The organism is Stenotrophomonas indicatrix (assembly GCF_002750975.1).
In the GTDB taxonomy this organism is placed as follows: domain Bacteria; phylum Pseudomonadota; class Gammaproteobacteria; order Xanthomonadales; family Xanthomonadaceae; genus Stenotrophomonas; species Stenotrophomonas indicatrix.
In genome coordinates this window covers 1,185,377-1,206,725 of sequence record NZ_PEJS01000001.1, presented here as the reverse complement: position 1 = coordinate 1,206,725, position 21,349 = coordinate 1,185,377, and the positions used below count along the sequence as shown (strand labels likewise).

Sequence of the window (21,349 nt, the reverse complement as noted above, 5' to 3'; positions counted from 1 at the left end):
GCATCCAAGCAGCCTTGCGGGCGGCTGTTCGGACATTTATCTGGGGTTCCCTACCGTGAACGGCAGCTGCCGCAACGGTTAACACTAGATTAACACGCTACGCTTTCAATGTGACGGTTGTGCGACAAACGGCACCGGATCGCAACGCTATCGTGACGGAATCTTCATTCCGCTTTACGAACGCCTTCACTCGTCGATGGCGGATTGCCCGCATCGAGCACCTGCCCGCGCCACGCCAGTCCAGCAGCGGACAACAGGGTCACGGCCGCTGCAGCGGCGGCCTCGGGGCCGCATGCGGCCGGGTCCTGATCGATCGAATAGGCCCGCGCTCGCAGGGCGGTACGCAAGGGCCCGGGATACAGGCCACTCACCCGCACCGGGCTGCGGGCCAGCTCGTCATGCAGGCTGCCGATCAGCCCGCGCAGGCCGTGCTGGGCGGCACCGTAGCCGCCCCAGTACGCCTGCCCCACCCGCTCAGGGGCATCCACGGTGAACACCAGCGCCGCGTCTTCACGCTGGCGCAGCAACGGCAGGCAGGCCTGGGCCAGCCAGGCCGGGGCGGTCAGGGTGACGTGAACGGCGCGGGCAAAGCTGGCCGGGTCGGCCAGCTCGAACGGGGTCAGGCCGGGAAAGTGGGCCGCGCAGACCAGCAGGCCATCAAGGCGCCCCAGCTCCTGCGCCACCGCCTGGGCCAGTTCGGCATAGTCATCGGGACCGGCACCTTCCAGGTCCAACGGGTACAGCAGGGGCTCCGGCCCAACCGCCTGCACCTGGGCGTAGACCCGGTCCAGCCTTCGTGGCTTGCGCCCCAGCAGGACCACGGTCGCCCCCGCCTCGGCGGCTGCAACAGCGGCAGCGCTGCCGAGCCCGCCGCCCGCACCGGCAATGAGCATCACACGGTCCTGCAACGGGCGGCCATCGAGCGCCCCGTCTGCCGGTGACGTCGATGGCCAGGCGCTCATCCCTGCGCAGCCTCTTCGACGATGCGCTTGAGCTCGCCGGCTTCGAACAGTTCCATGACGATGTCGCAGCCGCCGATCAACTCGCCGTTGATGAACAGCTGCGGGAAAGTAGGCAGATTGGAGAAGCGCGGCAGGTTGGCGCGGATCTCGGGCTCTTCCAGCACGTTGACCGTGCGCAGCGCAACGGCGCCTGCGGCCATCAAGGCCTGCACGGCGCGACTGGAGTAGCCGCACATGGGGTATTGCGGGGTGCCCTTCATGAACAGCACGAGCGGGTAACGATCCACCTCGGCCTGGATTTGCTGCATTACCGCCACACCTCACTCCTTGCTTCGCCGGACAAACCAACCGTGATGGTCGGCTAGACTGCCCACGGTAGCTGCCATTGTAAGCCGATGGTACCGGCTGCCGCCGCCCCCTGGCCACGAACCTGTCCATGCCCGTCGAACTGCCCGCCCTGCCCTACCTGCCCTCGTCCCTGCAGCCGCACCTGTCGGCACAGACCGTGGAACTGCATCATGGCCGCCACCATCGCACCTACGTCGACGCGGTCAATGCCGCCATTGTCGGCACCGAATGGGAAGAATCCACACTGGAGGACATTGTCCGCCACGCCCAGGGCGCGCTGTTCGATGCCGCCGCCCAGGCGTGGAACCACGGCTTCTACTGGCAATGCCTGCGCCCGCGCGGCGGTGGCGAGCCGCAGGGCCGCCTGGGCGAACTGGTCAAGCGCCAGTTCGGCGACGGCCAGCGTCTGCGCGAAGAGTTCAATCGAACCGCGCTTGGCCTGTTCGGCTCCGGCTGGGTGTGGCTGGTGCAGCACCCCGGCGGGCAGCTCGGCCTGCAGGCCACCCGCAATGCGGGTACGCCGCTGACCGGCGACAGCACGCCGCTGCTCTGCTGCGATGTCTGGGAGCACGCGTACTACACCGACTACCAGAATGATCGTGCACGCTATCTGGAAGCATTCTGGCAACTGGTGAACTGGGAATTCGCCGAGAGCCAGCTGCGCTGAGACCGACGGGCATCCGCATCCGCCGGGCATGGCCCGGCGCTACCGGCATCACGCCTGGCCGTGGTGGATGCCCATCCTGGTCGGCCCCGCTCTGGTAGATGCCCACCTTGGTGGGCGTTGCCGACCAGCGGCCGGCACTACCGGGTTCAGCGGCGCCTGCCGGCCGACGGCCGGCAGGCCTTCGGTCAGCCGTTACGCAGCGCGTGTACCGCAGGGGCCACCTGGGCCTGGCGGTCGAGCTCCAGGCCTACCTGCTCCAGCGCATCGGCCAGTGCATCGGCATCATCATCACGCAGGGTGGCATGCCCCACCTTGCGGCCGTCACGCGATTCCTTGCCGTAATCGTGCCAATGGCCACTGGCCTGCTGCAGCACCGGCGTCGGGTCGGGCATTGCCCCCAGCCAGTTCAGCATGCAGGCATGCCCGAGCATGCGGGTACTGCCCAGCGGCAGGCCGAGCACCGCACGCAGGTGGTTCTCGAACTGGGAGGTTTCGCTGCCTTCGATGGTCCAGTGACCGGAGTTGTGCACGCGCGGCGCCATCTCGTTGGCCAGCAGTTCACCGTCGCGGCAGAACAGTTCCAGCGCGAACACACCCACGTACTGCAGGTGTTCGGCAACACGACGGGCATAGCCGATCGCTGCTTCGTGCTCGGCAGCGGACAGCACCGCCGGTGCCACGCTGGCCGACAGCACGCCGTCGACATGCCAGTTGCCGGTGACCGGCCAGGCCTGGAAGCCGCCATCGCGGCCACGCACGGCAACCACGCTGACTTCGCGCTGGAAGGCGACAAAGCCCTCGAGGATCAGGCCGGTGCGCTCGACCTGCGCCCCCAGGGCCTGCCATGCCGCATCGATGTCCGCTTCGCTGCGCAGGCGGAACTGGCCCTTGCCGTCGTAGCCCAGGCGGCGGGTCTTGAGGATGCACGGCAGGCCGAATTCGGCGGCCCTGGCAGCCAGCTCGTCGCGGCTGCGGATATCGGCGAAGGCCGGCAGCGGAATGCCGAGCTGCTGGAACAGGGTCTTCTCGCTCAACCGGTCCTGGGCCACCGCCAGCGCCGACGGCGGCGGGTAGACCGACACGCGGTCGGCCAGCCATTGCGCGCTGTCCGCCGGCACGTTCTCGAAATCGAAGGTGATCACATCGACTTTGGCGGCGAAGTCCGCCAGTGCCTGGCGATCATCGAAGGCACCCACGGTGAGCGGTGCCAGCGGGCCACTGCAGGCGTCGGCCGCCGGATCATACAGTTCGAAGCGCAGTCCCAGCGGCGCACCGGCCAGGACCATCATGCGGGCGAGCTGGCCGCCGCCGAGGATGCCGACGGTCAGGCTCATTGGCGCGGATCGTCGTGGGCCATCACGTCTTCGGTCTGGCGCGCCCGGAAGCTGTCCAGCGCCTGGCCGATGGCCGGCTGGTCGCTGGCCAGCATCGCGGCGGCGAACAGTGCGGCATTGGACGCACCGGCATTGCCGATGGCGAAGGTGGCGACCGGGATGCCGGCCGGCATCTGCACGATCGACAGCAGCGAATCCATGCCGTTGAGGGCCTTGGACTGCACCGGCACGCCCAGCACCGGCACCGCGGTCTTGGCCGCGATCATGCCCGGCAGATGCGCGGCACCGCCGGCGCCGGCGATGATCGCGCGCAGCCCGCGCGAACCGGCCTGCTCGGCATAACTGAACAACACATCCGGCGTCCGATGCGCGGACACCACCTTCACTTCGAACGGAACACCCAGAGCTTCAAGCTTCTGGGCGGCGTGCTGCATGGTTTCCCAGTCGGAGCGGGAACCCATGACGATGCCGACAAGCGGCGCGATCGGGTTGGGGGTCATTGGCCGTCACCTGCCTTAAAGACGTATTCTAGCCATCTTCCACGCAAGACGAAGAACCATGGATCGCAAGCTGCTCGACCTGCTGGTATCGCCCGACACCCGCCAGCCCCTGTCCCTGCTGGATGGCAAGGGCCTGGAAGCCCTCAACCGGGCGATCGCCGCCGGTTCCGTCAACCGCGCCGATGGCAACCCGCTGGCGCAGCCGCTGCGCGAAGCCCTGGTCACCCGCGACCGCAAGCAGGTGTTCCGCGTCGACGACGGCATCCCGGTGCTGCTGGCCGAAGAAGCCATCCCGACCGCACAGATCGCCGACTTCCCGGCCGCATGAGCGCGCTGCCGACGCCGGATCCAGCCGTCGTCGCGGCCGATGTCGCCCGCGCGTTGGCCGAGGACCTGGGCAGCGGTGACGTCACCGCCGCCCTGCTGCCCGACCAGCCCGACAGCGCCTACCTGCTGTGCAAGCAGGATGCGGTGATCGCGGGCCGTGCGTGGTTCGATGCCACCCATCGCGCACTCGATGCGGACGTGCAGATCGAGTGGCGGGTGGCCGAAGGCGACAGCGTCAGCGCCGGCACCGTGCTGGCCCTGCTGCATGGGCGCAGCCGCAGCCTGGTCAGCGCCGAACGCACCTCGCTGAATTTCCTGCAGACCCTGTCCGGCACTGCCACCACCACGGCCCGCTACGTGGCTGCGGTGGAAGGTACAGGCACGCGCATCCTTGATACCCGCAAGACCCTGCCCGGCCTGCGCCTGGCGCAGAAATACGCGGTGCGGTGCGGGGGTGGCGACAACCACCGCTTCGGCCTGTACGACACGGTGATGCTGAAGGAGAACCACATCCGCGCGGCCGGTTCACTGGCTGCCGCTGTGTCGGCCGCCCGCCAGCAATGGCCACAGCTGCCGCTGGTGGTCGAGGTCGAGGACCTGGAACAGCTGCGGCAGGCGCTGGAAGCCGGCTGTGAACGCATCCTCCTGGACGACTTCAGTCCGGAACTGCGGCGCGAAGCGGTGCGCATCACCGAAGGCCGCATTCCACTGGAGGTGTCCGGCAGCGTCGGCCTCGGCGGCCTGCGCTCGATCGCTGAAGATGGCGTGGACTGCATTTCCATCGGCGGCCTGACCAAACACGTGCAGGCAATCGACCTGTCGTTGAAACTGGGTCCGCCACCGGGTTGAGGGTGGATTCGCGGATCGTGATGTTGCCGGCCAGCGGCCGGCACCACCGTTCTCACACCCGGCGTTCACAACGGCGCTGCGACGCTGCGGCCATCCCCCACAGGAACCGCGCATGCGCCGGACGCTCTTGCCTGCCTGCCTGCTGCTGGCCGCGACGCCTTTCTCGGCCGCCGCTGTCGAAGCCTGCGATGTCCCACCGCGTTTCGGCCTGAGCCCATTGGCGGTCGCCATCCGCAACACCGCCTGCAACGAGCATCGGCTCTGGTATCGCCCCTTCATCGACCGCGACGGCCGCGCCGCCAGCCTCAGTGTCACCGAGGCCGAAGGCGATCATCTGGCCGACAACGGCCTGATCGCCTGGCAACGGGTCACCGGCTACTGGCGCGAAAGCGGCACGCTCAACGCACTGGGCAGCCAGCCCGGCGCCAGCAGCTGCCTGGCGCCGCTGGGCACGCGTTACACCGACAGCGATTGCCGCGCCTTCCTGATCGACAATCCATGGTCGGCGGCCTTCATTTCCTGGGTGATGGTGCGTGCCGGCGTACCCGGCTTCCATGCTTCCCCACGCCATATCGACTACATCCGCGCCGCCTACCAGGCAGGCCCTTCCGGCGTGCCCTACCGCCTGGTGGACCCGGCCACCGCCAAGCCTGCGCCGGGCGATCTGCTGTGCTTCCTGCGCGACCGCAGCAGCACGCTCAGTTACAGCGGATTGGTGCAGGCCCTGGGCAACGGCTCGGTCGGCCATTGGAAATCGCATTGCGAAGTGGTGGTGGCGGCCAACCTCGGTGGCGACCAGACGCTCTACCTGGTGGGCGGCAATGTCATGAACACCGTGGCGATGCGCCTGCTGCAACTGGATCGCACCGGCACGATCAAGCTGCCACCGCCGCGCGAGCGCGACACCACCGGCATCGACCCGACCTGCACACCGGGCCGTGAGGACGAATGCAGCTTCAACCGGCAGGATTGGGCCGCGCTGCTGCAGTTGAATGCCACTGCGCCGCGGGTCGCACCGCTTCCGCCGGCGATACCCGCTGCGCCGGCACCGGTGCCGCTGCAGCCGGCAACGGAGCCTGGCAGCAATCGCTGAGCAGATGCCGCTTGATCCGGTCGCCATTCGTCGCCATCTTTGGCGGATCGACACCTGACGGCTGATGCCATGCCCACCCTGCTGTTCCTGCTCATTGCCGGCGGTATCGTCTACTTCTTCTGGAACGCAGCGCGTTCGGCCGCCGAACGTGCGATCGAGCTGGGCCGCAACGCCTGCCGTGCCGCCGATGTGCAGTGGCTGGACCAGGCGGTGCACGCCACGGGCCTGCGCCTGTCGCGCGGGGAAGACGGACGCCTCGGCTTCGAACGCACCTTCAAGTTCGAGTATTCCTACGACGGCATCGATCGCCATGTCGGCCGCATGGTGCTGCGCGGCGACCAGCTGGTTTCCTTCACCGGCCCGGGCGCGGCGCGGATCAGCCAGATCCGTGCGGACAACGAAGAGGCCGAGGATGTGTAGGGGCTAGAGGTGTGCCGACCAACGGTCGGCCCCACCATTACTTGACCACGCGCAGGGTCGGACGGCCTTTCGGCGGCGGACCAGCGGGCGGCGTGTCGTCCGGCGGCGTCTGCTCATCGTCGTGCAGCAGCTCATCACTGGCCGGCGCCGGCTCGCCACCGGGAATGTCATCCGGCAGGGCCATGCCCTGCCCGGTTTCGCGGGCATATACCGCCAGTACGGCGCTGATCGGCACCTGCACCGGATAGCTGGTGCCGGAGAAGCGCGCCGAGAAGCTCACCGACTCGTTGTCGATCACCAGCCGTACCACCGCGCGTTCGGCGATGTTGAGCACCACCCGGCCATCCTTGATGGCTGAAGGCGGAACCTGCACGCCGGGAACGCCGGCGTCGACCAGGATGTGCGGCGTCAGCTGGTTGTCATTGATCCATTCCACCAGGGCCCGCAACAGGTACGGTCGGTGGCTGGTCATGTGGAAGAAGTCTTCGGTCATGCGTGAAGTGTAGCGCCCGACGCCCCGGCCGGGGCGGATCGCCTGCACGCCGGTCGGCGTGCAGACGGGAAAGCGGATGGCGGATCAGCCCGGCAGATCGCGCAGTTTCTTTTCCTGATCGGTCAGGCTGCGGACGAAACCGGGGTGGCGGAAGATCCGGTTGCCATAGTCCTCGATCGCCTTGCCGTCCTTCGGCAACGGCACATCCAGCGACTGCAGGCGCCAGATGATCGGGGCCATCGCGCAGTCGGCCAGGCTCATTTCCGGGTTGAGGAAGAACTTGCTGGCCTTGAACAACGGCAGCGAGGCCGTCAACAGTTCCTTCAGCCGCTTGCGCCCTGCCTCGGCCTGGGTCTTGTTGCCCAGCTGGATCGCCTGCACCTGCGGCACCCAGTCGTGTTCGATACGCAGCATGGCCAGGCGGATGCGCGCGCGCGACAGCGGGTCGACCGGCATCAGCGGCGGATGCGGATAGCGCTCGTCCAGATACTCGCTGACCACCGACGCGGCATACAGCACCAGCTCGCGCTCGACCAGGGTCGGCACCGAGTGGTACGGATTGAGATCGATCAGATCTTCCGGCGGGTTCTGTGGATCCACCGGTACGAAGTCGAAACTCACGCCCTTGGCCGCCAGCACCAGGCGCACACGGTGGCACAGTACATCGTCGTTCGAGGAAAACAGCGTCAGTGTATTGCGCATGCGTACGCTCGCCGCCATCAAAGGCTCTCCTACGACAGGAGACCGCCTGCCGTATCGGCGCCGCCAGCACCGTGCTGACGGTCGACTCCTCCCCGAGTGTGCAACCGACCATCACAAAAGCCAATAGGCCCGTTGCGATGGCCGGCCCTGGATCAGTGCACGTCCTTCCAGTATTCCTTCTTCAACAGGTACACCAGGAAGGTCAGCAGGGCCAGGAACAGGATCACCCAGACACCGAGCTGCTGCCGCTTCAGCGCAGCCGGCTCGCCGGCGTATTCAAGGAAGTTGGTGATGTCGCGCACGGCCTGGTCGTACTGCGCCGCATCGACCGAACCCGGGCTTTCAATGCGCAGGCCCGTCACCGGCGGGTCCATGCCCGCTGCTTCGGCCTTGCCATGTACCGCATGCTGCAGGCCCTGCATCTCCCACAACGGATTGGGCATGGATGCGTTGGCAAACAGCGCATTGTTCCAGCCCAGCGGGCGGCTGCTGTCCAGGTAGAACGACTTCAGGTAGGTGTAGATCCAGTCGCTGCCGCGCACCCGGGAAATCAGGCTCAGGTCCGGCGGCATCTTGCCGAACCACTTTTCGGCCTGCTCCTTGGGCATCGCCACCGGCACCGGATCGCCGATCGCCGAGCCGGTGAAGTTGAGGTTGTTCATCACCTCTTCCTCGCTCAGCCCCAGGTCCTCGCCCATCCGCGAATAGCGCAGGTACTTCAGTGCATGACAGCCACTGCAGTAGTTCATGTACAACTGGGCGCCGCGCTGCAGCGACGCCCGGTCACCCAGGTCGTTACCGGCCTGCAGGAGCTTGGTGCCGCCCTCGGCGGCCATGGCCAGGGTACTGCCCAGCATCAGGGCGGCCGCCAGGGCCAGCCGGACCATCCAGCGCTCAGTCATGCGTGGTCACCCTTTCCGGTACCGGCTTGGTCTTGTCCAGCCTTGTCCATATCGGCATGGTGATGAAGAAGGCGAAGTACAGGAAGGTCAGCACCCGCCCGACATAGGTCTCGTGTGCATCGGTACCAGGACCGGAACCGATCACCATCAGCCACGCAAAGCACACCACGAACATGCCCAGCAGGCCGCGCGACAGCCAGCCGCGGTAGCGGTAGGACTTGACCTTGGCCCGGTCCAGCCAGGGCACGAGGAACAGGATGGCGATGGCCGAGAACATCACGATCACGCCACCCAGCTTGTTGGGCACCACCCGCAACATCGCGTAGTACGGCGTGTAGTACCAGACCGGCTTGATGTGCTCGGGGGTGACCAGGCGATTGGCTTCGGTGAAGTTGTCGTGTTCCAGGAACAGGCCACCGAAGGCTGGTGCGAAGAAGATGATGAAGGCCGCGATGATCAGCAGGAAGCCCGCACCGACGCCGTCCTTGAGTGTGTAGTAGGGATGGAACGGGATGCCGTCGGTCGGCGCGTTCGGCGACCAGCGGTTGCCCTTCGGGCCCTTCTTGATCTCCACGCCATCGGGATTGTTCGATCCCACTTCATGCAGCGCGCCCAGGTGCAGCACCACCAGCAGCAGCAGGACCAGCGGCAGCGCGATCACGTGCAGTGCGAAGAACCGGTTGAGCGTGGCGTCGCTGGGCAGGTAATCGCCCATGATCCATTCGGTCAGGCCGTTGCCGATCACCGGAATGGCGCCGAACAGCGAGATGATCACCTTGGCGCCCCAAAACGACATCTGGCCCCACGGCAGCACGTAGCCCATGAAGGCTTCGGCCATCAACACCAGGTAGATCAGCATGCCCAGGATCCACACCAGTTCGCGTGGCTTCTGGTAGCTGCCATACAGCAGCCCGCGGAACATGTGCAGGTAGACCACGATGAAGAACAGCGAGGCACCGGTGGAGTGCATGTAGCGGATCAGCCAGCCCCACTCCACGTCACGCATGATGTATTCGATGGAGGCGAATGCTTCGGCGGCATTCGTCTTGTAGTGCATGGTCAGGAAGATGCCGGTGACGATCTGGTTGACCAGCACCAGCAGCGCCAGCGAGCCGAAGTAGTACCAGATGTTGAAGTTCTTCGGCGCGTAGTACTCGCTGACGTGCTTGCGGTAGATCGGCATCAACCCCGGCGCGCGGGCATTGACCCAGTCGGCCACGCCGGTGGCGGTACGGCTGAGGATGTTGGACATCAGGCAGCCCCCTGCGGATCGACACCGATGATGATGGTGTTGTCGTCCTGGTAGTGGTGCGCGGGCACCTTCAGGTTGATGGGTGCGGGCACGTCCTTGAAGACGCGGCCGGACATGTCGAAGCGCGACTTGTGGCAGGGGCAGAAATAGCCGCCCTTCCATTGGGGGTCGTAGGGCTCGGGGCGGATTTCACCCACCATTTCCGGCGAACAGCCCAGGTGCGTGCAGAGACCGACCAGCACCGAGATCTCGGGCTTGATCGAGCGCAGCTCCGGGTTCTGCTTGAGCACGTACTCCGGCTGCTGGTCCTTCTCGCCGGACTCGGGGTCCTTCAAGCGGCCATCCAGCCCATGCAGCGCGTCAAGGATCGCCTTGGACCGTTTGACGATCCAGATCGGCTGGCCACGCCATTCCACGATCAGGCGTTGGCCTTCCTGCAGGGCGCTGATGTCGGCCACCACCGGTGCGCCGGCAAGCTTGGCGCGGGCACTGGGGTTCCAGGATTTGATGAAAGGAACTGCGGTGAATCCGACGCCGACGGCGCCCACCACGGCTGTGGTGGCAGTAAGAAAACGCCGACGTCCGGTGTTGACTGGATCGTGTACCCCATCGTTGGCCATCCGGCACTCCGATATTGATTAGGTAGCTTTAAGGCTGCCAGCGGTTCCGGTGGGGGCCAGAGCCGCATTGAATCTCGGTCGAGTGTAGCGGAACCGTTGCGCGCCACACAACGCATTGCAACAACATAGTTTGCGGGGTTGCCGGCCAGCGGCCGGCACTACCTGTTCAAAGGTGTGCCGACCAACGATCGGCACCTACTGCTTGCTCAGCACCGTGCGATAGCGCTCGGCCAGCTGGCCGACCCGGCGCACGTAATACTGGGTCTCGCTGTAGGGCGGCACGCCGCGATGGCGATCGACCGCGCCCTCGCCCGCGTTGTAGCCGGCAGCGGCCAGGGTCAGGTCTCCATTGAAACGCTTCAACAGCCACGCCAGATACTGCACACCGCCACGGATGTTCTGCCCCGCGTCGTAGGAATCGCTGACGCCGAAACGCGCGGCGGTGGGCGGCATCAGCTGCATCAGGCCCTGGGCGCCGGCACGGCTGAGTGCGGTCGGGTTGTAGGCCGACTCGGCATGGATGATCGCGCGTACCACGGCCTCTTCCACCCCGAATTCGCGTGCCGCCGAGGTGATCTCGCTCTGGAAGGCCGTGGTGTTCAGGCGCACGCTGCCGAAATCGACGCGCGGATTGACCCCACAGGCGTAACAGCGCTCCATGAAGCTGTAGCGGATGGTCCGCACCGGGCCGAGGTTGGCGACCTGGGTCGGGCGTGCGCTGGTGTAGTGGCGCACCCCGTCCTGCATGTACGAATAGACCTGTCCGCTGACCATCCTGCCGCCGCGTGGACTGGCCGGCGTAGAGGTCGTTGCGGGTGCCGGGGTCGCTGCGACAGCGGGACTGGCCGCAGCGGCGGCGACCGCGACCGGATTACGCTCGGCGCTGGCCACCACTGCAGCAGGTGCCGCAGGTGCTGGTAGCGGCGCCGGCACCGGCGTGGCAACGGGAGCGCGCGCTGCCCTGCCCGCGCTGCGGGTGTAGCTGATGGTGCTGCATTGGGCACCGGCCACCCGCTTGCTGACATAGCTGGTGACACCGTCGGCGCCGAGGCACTTGTACAGGGTACCGGCGCTGGCCGGCGCAGCGGTCAGCGCAGCGATGATGATCGCCGTTATCCCCAGTCTCCCCTTCATGGCCGCGAGTGTCCCAGCTTCGCTGCGGCTTGCCAAGGGCGCCGGCTCAGACCGTGACGGCGGGCACGGCCAGGACCTGGCCAAGCCCGGCCAGGCGCTGGGCCAGCTCCTCGCGCAGCTCGGCCGGCATGGTCCACATCGCCACCGGCAGGCGATCCAGGCTGAGGATCTGCGCCAGCATCATGCCGCGGCTCTCCGCGCCCATCCGCAACAGGCAATGCGCTGGCCCGTCGGCCTCCAGCACGCCGCACCAGGGCGGAATGCGCCCGGTCAGCTCCGCTTCGCTGCCGGCCAGGCGCAGGACGGCCTGCAGCGCGAACGGCGCCTGGCTGACCGCCTGCCGCACCATCACATCCGGCGGCGCCGGAGTGCGCCGATGCAGGCCAGGCTCTGGCAGCGAACGCACTGCGCCCATCCGGTCCACGCGCAGCGTGCGCCAGTCCTGCCGCCCCAGGTCCCAGGCCAGCAGATACCAGCGCCGTCCGTAGTTGACCAGGTGCTGGGCCTCGACTTCGCGTTGCGTCACCGCGTCCTGCGCGCTGCGGTATTCGAAGGCCAGCCGCGCGGCCTGCCGGCAATGCTGGGCCAGTCGCCCGAGCAGGCGCGCGTCGGTGGACGGCAGGTCGGACAGGGTTGCGGTGGCGGCATGTACTTCGCCGGCCTGCTGGCGGCGACGCGCCGGCACCAGCGGGTCGAGCTTGGACAGCAGGCCGCGGGCGGTGTCGTCGATGCCGGACACCGTGGCCGACGCCGCGCGCAGGGCAATCGCCAGTGTGGTGGCCTCCTCCTCATCCAGCAGCATCGGCAGCACCGGCGCACCGGCGCCCAGCCGGTAGCCGCCACCTACACCGGCCGAGGCCTGTACCGGATACCCCAGCTCACGCAGGCGCTCGACATCGCGACGGATGCTGCGCCGATCCACGCCCATGCGCTCGGCCAGCTCGGCGCCGGACCAGTGACGGCGGGCCTGCAGCAGGGAAATCAGGCGAAGCAGGCGATGGGCGGTATGGCGCATGACGGATCGCGGACAGAAGTCGTCCGCAATTGTGCCCCAGCATGGGCCCCACTTCACCACCACCTGCAGGGAGCAATGCCATGACGTCACGCCAGATCACCCTCTACCACGCCGCCCGTTCACGCTCGAGCGGCGCTGTCGCCCTGCTCGAAGCGCTGGGCGCCGACTACCGCATGCAGGTGCTGGACCTGAAGGCCGGTGCCAACCTGGCCCCGGCCTATCTGGCTATCAACCCGATGGGCAAGGTGCCGGCCATCGTCCACAACGGCGCCCTGGTGACCGAGCAGGTGGCGATCTATCTGTACCTGGCCGACCTGTATCCGGAAGCCGGGCTGGCACCGCCGATCGGCGACGCCCTGCGCGGCCCTTACCTGCGCTGGATGGCCTTCTATGGCGCCTGTTTCGAGCCGGCGATGATCGACAAGGCCATGCATCGCGAGCCGCCGCCGCGCCTGATGTCGCCCTACAACGATGCTGATACGGTGCTGCAGGTGATCGAAGCGCAGCTGGCGCAGGGACCGTACCTGCTGGGCGAGGTGATGAGTGCGGCCGACGTGCTGTGGGGCAATGCGCTGGCATGGACCAGTGCGTTCGGCCTGGTGCAGCCAGCACCGGCGACGGCCGCCTATATCGATCGGATGAGCGCGATGACCGCGTTTGATCGTTCGCGGCAGATCGATGCGGAGCTGATCGCGGCGTAAGAGCACTCGCCGGGCACGGGCCCGGCGCTACAGAACGGGACGGGATGCAGGTAGCGCGGGGCCATGCCCCGCGAGCGCCCAGCGCGGCGCCGCCGGCGTTGCGCCGGACGCACGCCCTGGGATGCGGGTAGAATCGCCCCCTTTCCCGCCACCCGAATGGATTAAGCGCCATGACCGGGACGCCAGACGTCTTTCCGCCCGCCGCCCAGGGCGGCACTCCGCTCGTTGCCCTGCCCTCTGGTCCGCGCAAGCCCGACCACGTGAAGGGCAAGCTGTACATCAAGACCCACGGTTGCCAGATGAACGAGTACGACTCGGCCAAGATGGCCGACGTGCTCGCCGCCAGCGATGGCCTGGAACTGACCGATCGCCCGGAAGACGCCGACGTCATCCTGGTCAATACCTGCTCGATCCGCGAAAAGGCGCAGGAGAAGGTGTTCAGCCAGCTGGGCATCTGGAAGAGCCTGAAGAACCAGGGCCGCGAGGTCATCATCGGCGTAGGCGGTTGCGTGGCGTCGCAGGAAGGCGAGGCGATCATCAAGCGTGCGCCGTTCGTCGACCTGGTGTTCGGCCCGCAGACACTGCATCGCCTGCCGGAACTGATCCGCGCCCGTCGCGATCAGCAGCGCCCGCAGGTGGACATCAGCTTCCCGGAAATCGAGAAGTTCGATCGCATGCCCGAACCGCGTGCCGATGGCGCGTCGGCGTTCGTGTCGATCATGGAAGGCTGCTCCAAGTACTGTTCGTTCTGCGTGGTGCCCTACACGCGTGGTACCGAAGTCAGCCGCCCGTTCGAAGACGTTGTGGTGGAAGTGGCACAGCTTGCGGCACAGGGCGTGCGCGAGATCAATCTGCTCGGCCAGAACGTCAACGCCTACCGTGGCCCCTATGGTGATGGCGAGCTCGCCGACCTCGGCCTGCTGATCCGCACCATCGCCGAGATCGACGGCATCGGTCGCATCCGCTTCACCACCTCGCATCCGCTGGAGTTCAGCGATTCGTTGATCGACGCGTTCCGCGACGTGCCGCAGCTGGCCAACTTCCTGCACCTGCCGGTGCAGGCAGGCAGCGACCGCGTGCTGTCAGCGATGAAGCGCGGTTATACCGCACTGGAATTCAAGTCGAAGATCCGCAAGCTGCGTGCGGTGCGCCCCGATATCTCGATCAGTTCGGACTTCATCGTCGGTTTTCCCGGCGAGACGGATGCTGATTTCGAGAAGACCATGAAGCTGATCGAGGATATCGGCTTCGACCACAGCTTCTCCTTCATCTATTCGCGTCGCCCGGGCACGCCGGCTGCAGACCTGGAAGACACGATCAGCGACGCGGAAAAGCATGCGCGCCTGTCGCGGCTGCAGGAACGGATCAACGCGCATGCCGCGCAGATCTCCGAAAAGATGGTCGGCAGCGTACAGACCGTGCTGGTGGAAGGCCCTTCGCGCAAGAACCCGAACGAACTGACCGGCAAGACCGAGAACATGCGTTCGGTGAACTTCCCGGCGCACCCGCGCCTGATCGGCCAGTTCGTGGACGTGGTGATCACCGAAGCGATGACCAACTCGCTGCGCGGGCGCGTGGTGACGGAATAAGGTGTGCCGACCAACGGTCGGCACCCACCGCAATTGATGCCGACCAACGGTCGGCACCCACCGAGGGATTGAGGCGTGCCGACCAACGGTCGGCACCCACCGAGGGATTGAGGTGTGCCGACCAACGGTCGGCACCCACCGAGGAATTGAGGCGTGCCGACCAACGGTCGGCACCCACCGCAATTGATGCCGGCAAGCGGTCGGCACCTACCGGGGTGGATGCCGACCGTTGGTCGGCATGCTTCAATCCAGGCGTTTGCGGAAGCGCAGGATGGCCAGGGTCATCATCGCCACGATGAACACCAGCAGCGCCAGCGCGTCCGGCCACAGCTCCCACAGCGAAGCACCGCGCAGCATGATGCCGCGTACCAGGCGCAGGAAATGGGTCAGCGGCAATACTTCAGCCAGCCACTGCACCGGCCGGGGCATGCCGGCGAACGGGAACATGAAGCCCGACAGCAGGATGGAGGGCAGGAACAGGAACAGGGTCATCTGCATGGCCTGGAACTGCGAACGCGCCCGGGTTGAAATCAACAGGCCCAGCGCCAGGTTGGCCAGCACCAGCAGCACGGCGGCCAGATAGACATCCAGCAGGCTGCCGCGGATCGGGACCTCGAACAACCACGTGCCCAGCAGCAGCACCAGGGTGGTCTGCAGCAGACCGATCGCCGCGTAGGGCAATACCTTGCCCACCATCAGTTCGCTGCGCGATACCGGCGTGGCGATCAGCAGCTCCATGTTGCCGCGTTCGCGCTCGCGTACCACCGCCACTGCAGTGAACATCACCAAGGTCATGGTCAGGATCACCCCGATCAGGCCAGGCACGATGTTCACCGCTGACCGTCGTTGCGGGTTATAGAAGCTGATGACACTCACCGGCCCGCTGGCGATGCTGCCTTCGCGCAGCGGCCGCGTGTTGCTGGTCGGCCGCGTGTCCAGCGGTACCTGCGCCAACTGGATCGCCGCGCTTTGCACCACCGTATCGCTGCCGTCGACCAGCACCTGCACCGCTTCGCGGCCTTCGTAGCGGCGTCGTTCGAAATCGGCGGGAATCACGATGCCCACGCTGATCCGGCCCCGTCGCAACGCCTCCATCAGCTGGTCGGGCGTATAGGCCTGTGCGCGCGGGGCGATCACACCGGTGGCAACCATGTCCTGCACCAGGGCGCGAGAAGCCGCACTGTTGGCCTGGTCGGCGATGCCGGCATCCAGGTGCCGCAGGTTGAGGTTGATCGCATAGCCGAACAGCAGCAGCTGCATCACCGGGATGCCGATGATCATCGCCAGGGTGATCCGGTCGCGGCGCAGCTGGCGCAGCTCCTTGAGCATGATCGCCCACAGCCGTCGCAGGCTCATGCCGCCGGCTCCCGACCACGGCCACGGGTGGCGGCAACGAAGACGTCTTCCAGGTTGGGCGCCACCGGTTCGATGCTGGCCTGCGGATCGGCGTCGGCAAGGGCCTGCGCCAACACGCGGGTATCGGCCGCGCCCTCGCTGCACAGCACGCGCAGTTCGGTGCCGATCTGCGCCACGCTGAGCACGCCCGGCAGCGCCGCCAGCGCGCGGCTGGCCTGCCGGGGTTGCGCGGTGGTGACGGCCAGGGTGCGACCCTGCAGCTGCGCGCACAGTTCGGCCGGCGTGCCATCGGCTACCAGGGCACCGCGATCAAGGATCGCCAGCCGGTGGCAGCGTTCGGCCTCGTCCATGTAATGGGTGGACACCAGCACCGTGGTGCCGGCATCGGCGAGTTCGAACAGCGCCTCCCAGAAATCGCGACGCGACTCGGGATCGACCGCACTGGTCGGCTCATCCAGGAACAGCAGTTCCGGCGCATGGATCACCGCACCGGCCAGCGCCAGCCGCTGCTTCTGCCCACCACTGAGGGTGCCGGCCAACTGCACCTGGCGGTCCTGCAGGCGATACTGCAGCAGCAGCGCATCGACCCGTTGCCGCGCCTGCGCGCGTGGCAGATCCTGGATGGCGGCAAGAAATTCCAGGTTCTCCCGCACCGACAGGTCTTCGTACAACGAAAAACGCTGGGTCATGTAGCCGATGCGGCGGCGCAACGCCTCGGCCTGCGCCGGGATCGCCAGGCCCAGCACGTCGATCTCGCCCGAGCTCGGCTCAAGCAGCCCGCACAGCATGCGGATGGTGGTCGATTTGCCCGAGCCGTTCGGGCCTAGGAAGCCGTATACCTGCCCACGCGGCACCTGCAGATCGACGTTGTCCACCGCCAGCAGGTCGCCGAAACGGCGGCTCAGGCCCCGCGCACGCACGGCGATGTCATCGACCGGGTTCAGAAGCGCACCTGCACCGGCAACCCGGCGGGCAGCGCCTGCATGTCGGCACTGTCGTCGATCTCGATCTCGGCCAGGTAGCTCAACCGCGAGACGTCATCACCAGTCAACGCGTAATAGGGGGTAAAGGAAGGTTCGCTGCGGATCGACCGCACATGCGCTTTCAGTACGGTGTTGGCGCCGTCCAGCTGCACCAGCGCGGCCTGCCCGACCTTCACCTGCAGGCGCAACGGCTGCGGCAGGTATACGCGCGCATACGGCCGTTCGCCCACCAGCATCACCACCAACGGTGCACCGATCGGTGCCTGGTCGCCTTGCCTGTAGGGCAACGCATCGACCACGCCATCGCGCGGCGCGCGCAGCTGCAGCTTCTGCAGGTTGACGGCCTGCACGACCTCCTGTGCCTGTGTCGCCCTGGAGGCGGCCTGGCCCTGGGCGATGTCCTCACGACGGTTGCCGCGCTGCAGCTGCAGCCACGCCTGTTCGGCAGCACGCACGCTGGCCACGGCGTTGTCGGCGGCCGCGCGGGCCCGGTCCAGATCAGCGGCAGCCACCAACCGCTGACGGGCCAGCGGTTGCACCCGGCGGTAGTAAGCGGTGGCTTCCGCCGCCTGCGCGCGCAGCGCGGTGAGCTGTGCCTGCGCCTGGGCGATCTGCTCCGCACGCGGGCCCACCTGCAGTTCCTCGAGCTGTGCCTGCGCGCGGGCCGTTTCGGCCTGTGCGGCGTCGAGCTGGGCTGCGCCACGGACAGGGTCCAGGCGCATCAGCAGCGCGCCCGCCTTGACCGCCTGCCCCTCGCGCACGTCAACGGTACTGATCACTTCAGCCGCCGGTGCGGGCACGCTGATCCGGTCCCATTCAAGCGTACCCAGTGCTGCTGGTGGTGCTTCGCCGCACCCCGCCAGCAGGCAGCTGCCCAGCAACCCCATCCTGCGCACCCACGTGCCCACGGCCATGCGCCACCTCCTGCGATGGCGCCACGGTGCCATGCCCCCTGTGCACCCGCAATGATCCAGATCAGCGCTGGCCAATAATTGATCAGTCGCTGCCAAGGCCACTGCCGCAAGGCTCGCTGCCACCTATCCACAGGTTCGTGGCAACACCGTCCACACCGCATGTGGAAAACCCTGCAGGCACTGGCACAATTTTCACCACGACATCATCTTCCTTGTGGCACAAGCCCTGCGAAGGTCTATCCACAGGTTTCTTCGGCGCCGGTCCACACCCGGTGTGGAGAACTGTCGTCATGCCGGCTTGCGCGTTACCCTTGTCGTCCCTGACTCCATCGCGGTGGACGGCGACCCCGCCCCACCCCAAGCAATGAAAAGCATCGAGCATCGAGACTTCACCCTGTCGCCGGAAGACAACGCGCAGCTGGCCAACCTGTGCGGCCCGTTCGACGGCCACCTTCGCCAGATCGAACTGAAGCTTGGCGTGGAAATCGCCAACCGCGGCTTCGTGTTCCGCATCAGCGGCCCGGCCGAGGCCAGCGCCGAGGCGCAGAAACTGATCGAGGCGCTGTACGAAGAAGCCGCAGAGACCACCTTCGACAACCACGCCATTCACCTGCGGCTGAACGCGGCCAACATCGAACAGATCGCCGACCGCTCCTATGAAGCGCAGGACGTGGCGATCAAGGTCAAGCGCGGAACCGTGCGCGGGCGGGGTTCCAACCAGAGCCGCTACCTGCACCAGATCGTCAGCCACGACATCAACTTCGGCATCGGCCCGGCCGGTACCGGCAAGACCTTCCTGGCCGTTGCCAGCGCGGTGGAAGCACTGAACGAATCGCGCGTACAGCGCCTGATCCTGGTGCGTCCGGCGGTCGAGGCCGGCGAGAAGCTGGGCTTCCTGCCCGGCGACCTGAGCCAGAAGGTCGACCCGTACCTGCGCCCACTGTACGACGCCCTGTATGAAATGCTGGGCGTGGAAAAGGTGCTCAAGCTGCTGGAAAAGAACGTCATCGAGATCGCGCCGCTGGCCTACATGCGCGGCCGCACGCTCAACGATGCGTTCGTGATCCTGGACGAAGCGCAGAACACCACCATCGAACAGATGAAGATGTTCCTGACCCGTCTGGGCTTCGGTTCCACCGCCGTGGTCACCGGCGACCTGACCCAGACCGACCTGCCCAAGCATGTGAAGTCCGGCCTGCGCGATGCGATCGACGTGCTGCGCGACGTGGAGGGCGTCAGCTTCACCTTCTTCGAAGCCCGCGACGTGGTCCGCCACCCGCTGGTGGCGCGCATCGTCAGTGCCTACGACCGCCGCGACCTGCATGAGATCCAACCTGGAGCGACTCCATGACCCGTGGTCCCGTACGACTGGATGTCGCCGTCAACTACGCCCTGCCCCGTGCCGGGCTGCCCTCTGCCGTCAGCTTCCGCAAGTGGGTGGCGGCTGCGCTGAAGGGCCGCATCCGCGAGGCCGACCTGGCCATCCGCGTGGTCGACAGCAAGGAAGGCCAGTCGTTGAACCGGCACTACCGGGGCAAGGACTACGCCACCAACGTGCTGAGCTTCCCGGCCGACGTGCCGGAGGGCCTGCCCAAGGGCGTCAAGTTCCCGCTGCTGGGCGACCTGGTGATCTGCGCACCGGTGGTGGCGCGTGAAGCCGAGGAGCAGGGCAAAGTGCTCAACGCCCACTACGCGCACCTGACCGTGCACGGCGTGCTGCACCTGCTTGGCTGGGACCACGAGGACGACAAGGAAGCCGAGGCGATGGAACAGCTGGAGCGCGAAATCCTGGCCGAGCTCGGCATCGACGACCCGTACGCGGGCGAGCGCTGAGCCGGGGACAGCGCTATCCTGCGCCTGCAACCTCCCCGGAGACATGGATGATGATGGGCGACATGGGGCCGCTGCTGGCCGGAAGTGCAATCTTCTCCCTGCTGCTGGTCGTGACCGCCAACGTGGTGCGCCGCGTCAGTGCCAACCACCCCGACGGCCGGCACTGGCTGCTGGGCACACTGGCCCTGTTGTCGCCCACCAGCCTGCTGGCAGGCGTAGCCGTGGGTGTGGTCGGGCCGCACCTGCTCAGCGGCAATGGGCCGGTGAGCAGTACGTCGGCGATCTGGATGACCGCGATGGTGCTGATCCTGATCGGCGCGCTCTCCGCACCGGTGAGCTGGCGCGTGGTCCTGCAGCAGCGCCTCGGGCGCGCAAGCGGCAGCCAGCCGTTCTTTTACGCAACGCGTGCGCAGCTGTGGGCGCTGTTCCTGCTCGCAGTGGTGTACATGAGCACCATCCACCTGGCGAGCACGAACCTGCCGGACTGGCTGCTGGAACCGGGTGCACTGCCGGTTGCGGTCCGCGCAGTGATGCAACTGGTCCACGTGGCACTGCTCTCGGCGATGCTGACCCTGCCGGCGATGGCGTTGCGCACTGTGGCCAATCGTTCGGTACGACGTGTGCGGGCGCTGCTGCACCGGACACCGCAGGGCTGACACCGCCCTTTGCAACGGGTGATGCTGCCTCGGGAGCACCAATGACCTTGATGTCCGCACTATTGCTCTCCACCCTGCTGCAGTCCGGGGCAGGCCTGATGCCCGATCCTGACCGGCCCTCACCGTTTCCCGCCAGCGACAGTGAGACCGACATCAGTGCCAAGGTCGCCGAGCTGCGCGCTTTTTTCGGCAGCAGCGAGCAGGACGCCCGCAGTGCCGTCGCCACCGCCCAGCAACGGGCGCTGATCGAGCGCCTGGAAGCCAGGCACGCGGCGCGGCTGGCGGGTATCTGGGTGGACAACGATCCGGGCTGGCACGTCGTGGTGCGACTGACCGGTGATGAACCGGTAGCAGATGAGGTACATGGCGGCGCAGATGGCCCGCAGTACGTGCACTTCCGCACCGGCGCCGCGCTGACGGAGGCGGAGATGCAGCGCCGCATGCGGGCGCAACACCCCTGGATCCGCAGTCAGATCCCGCACCTGGACGCTCTGGCGTTGGACGTCAGAACCGGCGAGCTGGTGCTGGATGTGGAAGAGGGCCACGAGGCCCGGGCAACGGTGACCACCGTTCGTGATCACCTGGAAGCGCAATTGGGCTTCCCGGTCAGGGTCCGCTGGCAGCCCGCCTCCAGTCAACGGTACCCACCCTGACCCACGCTCCCTGCTCGCCGCCCGCCTGCATCGTCGTTACCATGCA

25 protein-coding genes are annotated in these 21,349 nt (G+C 66.9%); 11 read left to right on the top strand and 14 right to left on the bottom strand.

Annotation, left to right across the window (positions count from 1 at the left end; all coding sequences use genetic code 11):
* Window positions 1-164: 164 nt before the first annotated feature.
* Together CR918_RS05590 and grxD are read right to left on the bottom strand one after the other, a co-directional pair.
* Complete coding sequence (locus tag CR918_RS05590) at window positions 165-962, bottom strand: SDR family NAD(P)-dependent oxidoreductase (RefSeq protein ID WP_099842224.1); 798 nt, start codon at window positions 960-962, stop codon at window positions 165-167.
* Window positions 959-1,279 carry a Grx4 family monothiol glutaredoxin gene (gene grxD, locus CR918_RS05585; protein ID WP_025875264.1) on the bottom strand — a complete coding sequence of 107 codons (321 nt, stop codon included), beginning with the start codon at window positions 1,277-1,279 and terminating at the stop codon, window positions 959-961. Before grxD ends, CR918_RS05590 begins: the two co-directional genes overlap by 4 nt.
* A 119-nt stretch (window positions 1,280-1,398) precedes the next feature.
* Here grxD and CR918_RS05580 point away from each other — a divergent pair, with 119 nt between their 5' ends.
* Complete coding sequence (locus tag CR918_RS05580; protein WP_025875266.1) at window positions 1,399-1,977, top strand: superoxide dismutase; 579 nt, start codon at window positions 1,399-1,401, stop codon at window positions 1,975-1,977.
* A gap of 185 nt (window positions 1,978-2,162) precedes the next feature.
* On the opposite strand, the gene CR918_RS05575 is transcribed toward CR918_RS05580, so the two are convergent.
* Window positions 2,163-3,311, bottom strand: coding sequence for a 5-(carboxyamino)imidazole ribonucleotide synthase (locus CR918_RS05575; RefSeq protein WP_099842223.1), 1,149 nt, complete (start codon window positions 3,309-3,311; stop codon window positions 2,163-2,165).
* Window positions 3,308-3,811, bottom strand: coding sequence for a 5-(carboxyamino)imidazole ribonucleotide mutase (gene purE, locus CR918_RS05570; RefSeq protein ID WP_025875268.1), 504 nt, complete (start codon window positions 3,809-3,811; stop codon window positions 3,308-3,310). The genes CR918_RS05575 and purE overlap by 4 nt, the downstream gene beginning before the upstream one ends.
* Window positions 3,812-3,869: 58 nt before the next feature.
* On the opposite strand from purE, the gene CR918_RS05565 reads away from it, so the two are divergent.
* The 4 genes from CR918_RS05565 to CR918_RS05550 all read left to right on the top strand — a co-directional run bounded on the left by CR918_RS05565 (window position 3,870) and on the right by CR918_RS05550 (window position 6,500).
* Window positions 3,870-4,139 (top strand): Trm112 family protein, encoded by a 270-nt coding sequence (locus tag CR918_RS05565; protein WP_025875269.1) that lies wholly within the window; start codon window positions 3,870-3,872, stop codon window positions 4,137-4,139.
* The gene (gene nadC, locus CR918_RS05560) at window positions 4,136-4,987 is read left to right on the top strand and encodes a carboxylating nicotinate-nucleotide diphosphorylase (RefSeq protein WP_032975701.1); all 852 of its coding nucleotides are present in this window, start codon (window positions 4,136-4,138) and stop codon (window positions 4,985-4,987) included. Before CR918_RS05565 ends, nadC begins: the two co-directional genes overlap by 4 nt.
* Before the next feature lie 112 nt (window positions 4,988-5,099).
* Complete coding sequence (locus CR918_RS05555; RefSeq protein ID WP_099842222.1) at window positions 5,100-6,080, top strand: DUF2272 domain-containing protein; 981 nt, start codon at window positions 5,100-5,102, stop codon at window positions 6,078-6,080.
* Window positions 6,081-6,149: 69 nt separating this feature from the next.
* On the top strand, window positions 6,150-6,500 hold the full coding sequence (locus CR918_RS05550) for a DUF3301 domain-containing protein (protein WP_025875275.1): 351 nt from the start codon (window positions 6,150-6,152) through the stop codon (window positions 6,498-6,500).
* A gap of 37 nt (window positions 6,501-6,537) precedes the next feature.
* On the opposite strand, the gene CR918_RS05545 is transcribed toward CR918_RS05550, so the two are convergent.
* The 7 genes from CR918_RS05545 to CR918_RS05515 all read right to left on the bottom strand — a co-directional run bounded on the left by CR918_RS05545 (window position 6,538) and on the right by CR918_RS05515 (window position 12,618).
* Window positions 6,538-6,993, bottom strand: a complete 456-nt coding sequence (locus CR918_RS05545) for a ClpXP protease specificity-enhancing factor (protein WP_025875278.1) — start codon at window positions 6,991-6,993, stop codon at window positions 6,538-6,540.
* A gap of 84 nt (window positions 6,994-7,077) precedes the next feature.
* Window positions 7,078-7,713, bottom strand: coding sequence for a glutathione S-transferase N-terminal domain-containing protein (locus tag CR918_RS05540; RefSeq protein ID WP_025875280.1), 636 nt, complete (start codon window positions 7,711-7,713; stop codon window positions 7,078-7,080).
* A gap of 134 nt (window positions 7,714-7,847) precedes the next feature.
* Window positions 7,848-8,597, bottom strand: coding sequence for a cytochrome c1 (locus CR918_RS05535; protein WP_025875282.1), 750 nt, complete (start codon window positions 8,595-8,597; stop codon window positions 7,848-7,850).
* Window positions 8,590-9,849 carry a cytochrome b gene (locus CR918_RS05530; protein ID WP_025875284.1) on the bottom strand — a complete coding sequence of 420 codons (1,260 nt, stop codon included), beginning with the start codon at window positions 9,847-9,849 and terminating at the stop codon, window positions 8,590-8,592. Before CR918_RS05530 ends, CR918_RS05535 begins: the two co-directional genes overlap by 8 nt.
* Complete coding sequence (gene petA / locus CR918_RS05525; protein WP_025875286.1) at window positions 9,849-10,469, bottom strand: ubiquinol-cytochrome c reductase iron-sulfur subunit; 621 nt, start codon at window positions 10,467-10,469, stop codon at window positions 9,849-9,851. The genes CR918_RS05530 and petA overlap by 1 nt, the downstream gene beginning before the upstream one ends.
* Before the next feature lie 195 nt (window positions 10,470-10,664).
* Complete coding sequence (locus CR918_RS05520) at window positions 10,665-11,603, bottom strand: lytic transglycosylase domain-containing protein (protein WP_099783484.1); 939 nt, start codon at window positions 11,601-11,603, stop codon at window positions 10,665-10,667.
* 46 nt (window positions 11,604-11,649) lie between these two features.
* Entirely contained in the window at window positions 11,650-12,618 is a 969-nt protein-coding gene (locus CR918_RS05515; protein WP_099783482.1) for a helix-turn-helix transcriptional regulator, read from the bottom strand.
* A gap of 80 nt (window positions 12,619-12,698) precedes the next feature.
* On the opposite strand from CR918_RS05515, the gene CR918_RS05510 reads away from it, so the two are divergent.
* Complete coding sequence (locus CR918_RS05510; RefSeq protein ID WP_099842221.1) at window positions 12,699-13,319, top strand: glutathione S-transferase family protein; 621 nt, start codon at window positions 12,699-12,701, stop codon at window positions 13,317-13,319.
* A gap of 170 nt (window positions 13,320-13,489) precedes the next feature.
* Window positions 13,490-14,908 (top strand): tRNA (N6-isopentenyl adenosine(37)-C2)-methylthiotransferase MiaB, encoded by a 1,419-nt coding sequence (miaB, locus tag CR918_RS05505; RefSeq protein WP_099842220.1) that lies wholly within the window; start codon window positions 13,490-13,492, stop codon window positions 14,906-14,908.
* Between the two features lie 243 nt (window positions 14,909-15,151).
* On the opposite strand, the gene CR918_RS05500 is transcribed toward miaB, so the two are convergent.
* The 3 genes from CR918_RS05500 to CR918_RS05490 are packed head-to-tail and all read right to left on the bottom strand — an operon-like array spanning window position 15,152 to window position 18,161.
* Window positions 15,152-16,264: an ABC transporter permease gene (locus CR918_RS05500; RefSeq protein ID WP_080149299.1), complete on the bottom strand. Its 1,113-nt coding sequence runs from the start codon at window positions 16,262-16,264 to the stop codon at window positions 15,152-15,154.
* On the bottom strand, window positions 16,261-17,184 hold the full coding sequence (locus CR918_RS05495; RefSeq protein WP_099783478.1) for an ABC transporter ATP-binding protein: 924 nt from the start codon (window positions 17,182-17,184) through the stop codon (window positions 16,261-16,263). Before CR918_RS05495 ends, CR918_RS05500 begins: the two co-directional genes overlap by 4 nt.
* A gap of 20 nt (window positions 17,185-17,204) precedes the next feature.
* Window positions 17,205-18,161, bottom strand: a complete 957-nt coding sequence (locus tag CR918_RS05490; RefSeq protein WP_099842219.1) for an HlyD family secretion protein — start codon at window positions 18,159-18,161, stop codon at window positions 17,205-17,207.
* 364 nt (window positions 18,162-18,525) lie between these two features.
* Between CR918_RS05490 and CR918_RS05485 the strand changes: the two genes are divergently transcribed.
* The 4 genes from CR918_RS05485 to CR918_RS05470 are packed head-to-tail and all read left to right on the top strand — an operon-like array spanning window position 18,526 to window position 21,303.
* Entirely contained in the window at window positions 18,526-19,512 is a 987-nt protein-coding gene (locus tag CR918_RS05485) for a PhoH family protein (protein ID WP_025875300.1), read from the top strand.
* The gene (gene ybeY / locus CR918_RS05480; protein WP_033830754.1) at window positions 19,509-19,994 is read left to right on the top strand and encodes an rRNA maturation RNase YbeY; all 486 of its coding nucleotides are present in this window, start codon (window positions 19,509-19,511) and stop codon (window positions 19,992-19,994) included. Before CR918_RS05485 ends, ybeY begins: the two co-directional genes overlap by 4 nt.
* Window positions 19,995-20,041: 47 nt before the next feature.
* A complete protein-coding gene (locus tag CR918_RS05475; protein ID WP_025875304.1) occupies window positions 20,042-20,650 on the top strand; it encodes a hypothetical protein in 609 nt (202 codons plus the stop codon).
* A gap of 41 nt (window positions 20,651-20,691) precedes the next feature.
* Window positions 20,692-21,303 carry a hypothetical protein gene (locus tag CR918_RS05470; protein ID WP_099783472.1) on the top strand — a complete coding sequence of 204 codons (612 nt, stop codon included), beginning with the start codon at window positions 20,692-20,694 and terminating at the stop codon, window positions 21,301-21,303.
* Window positions 21,304-21,349 lie beyond the last annotated feature (46 nt).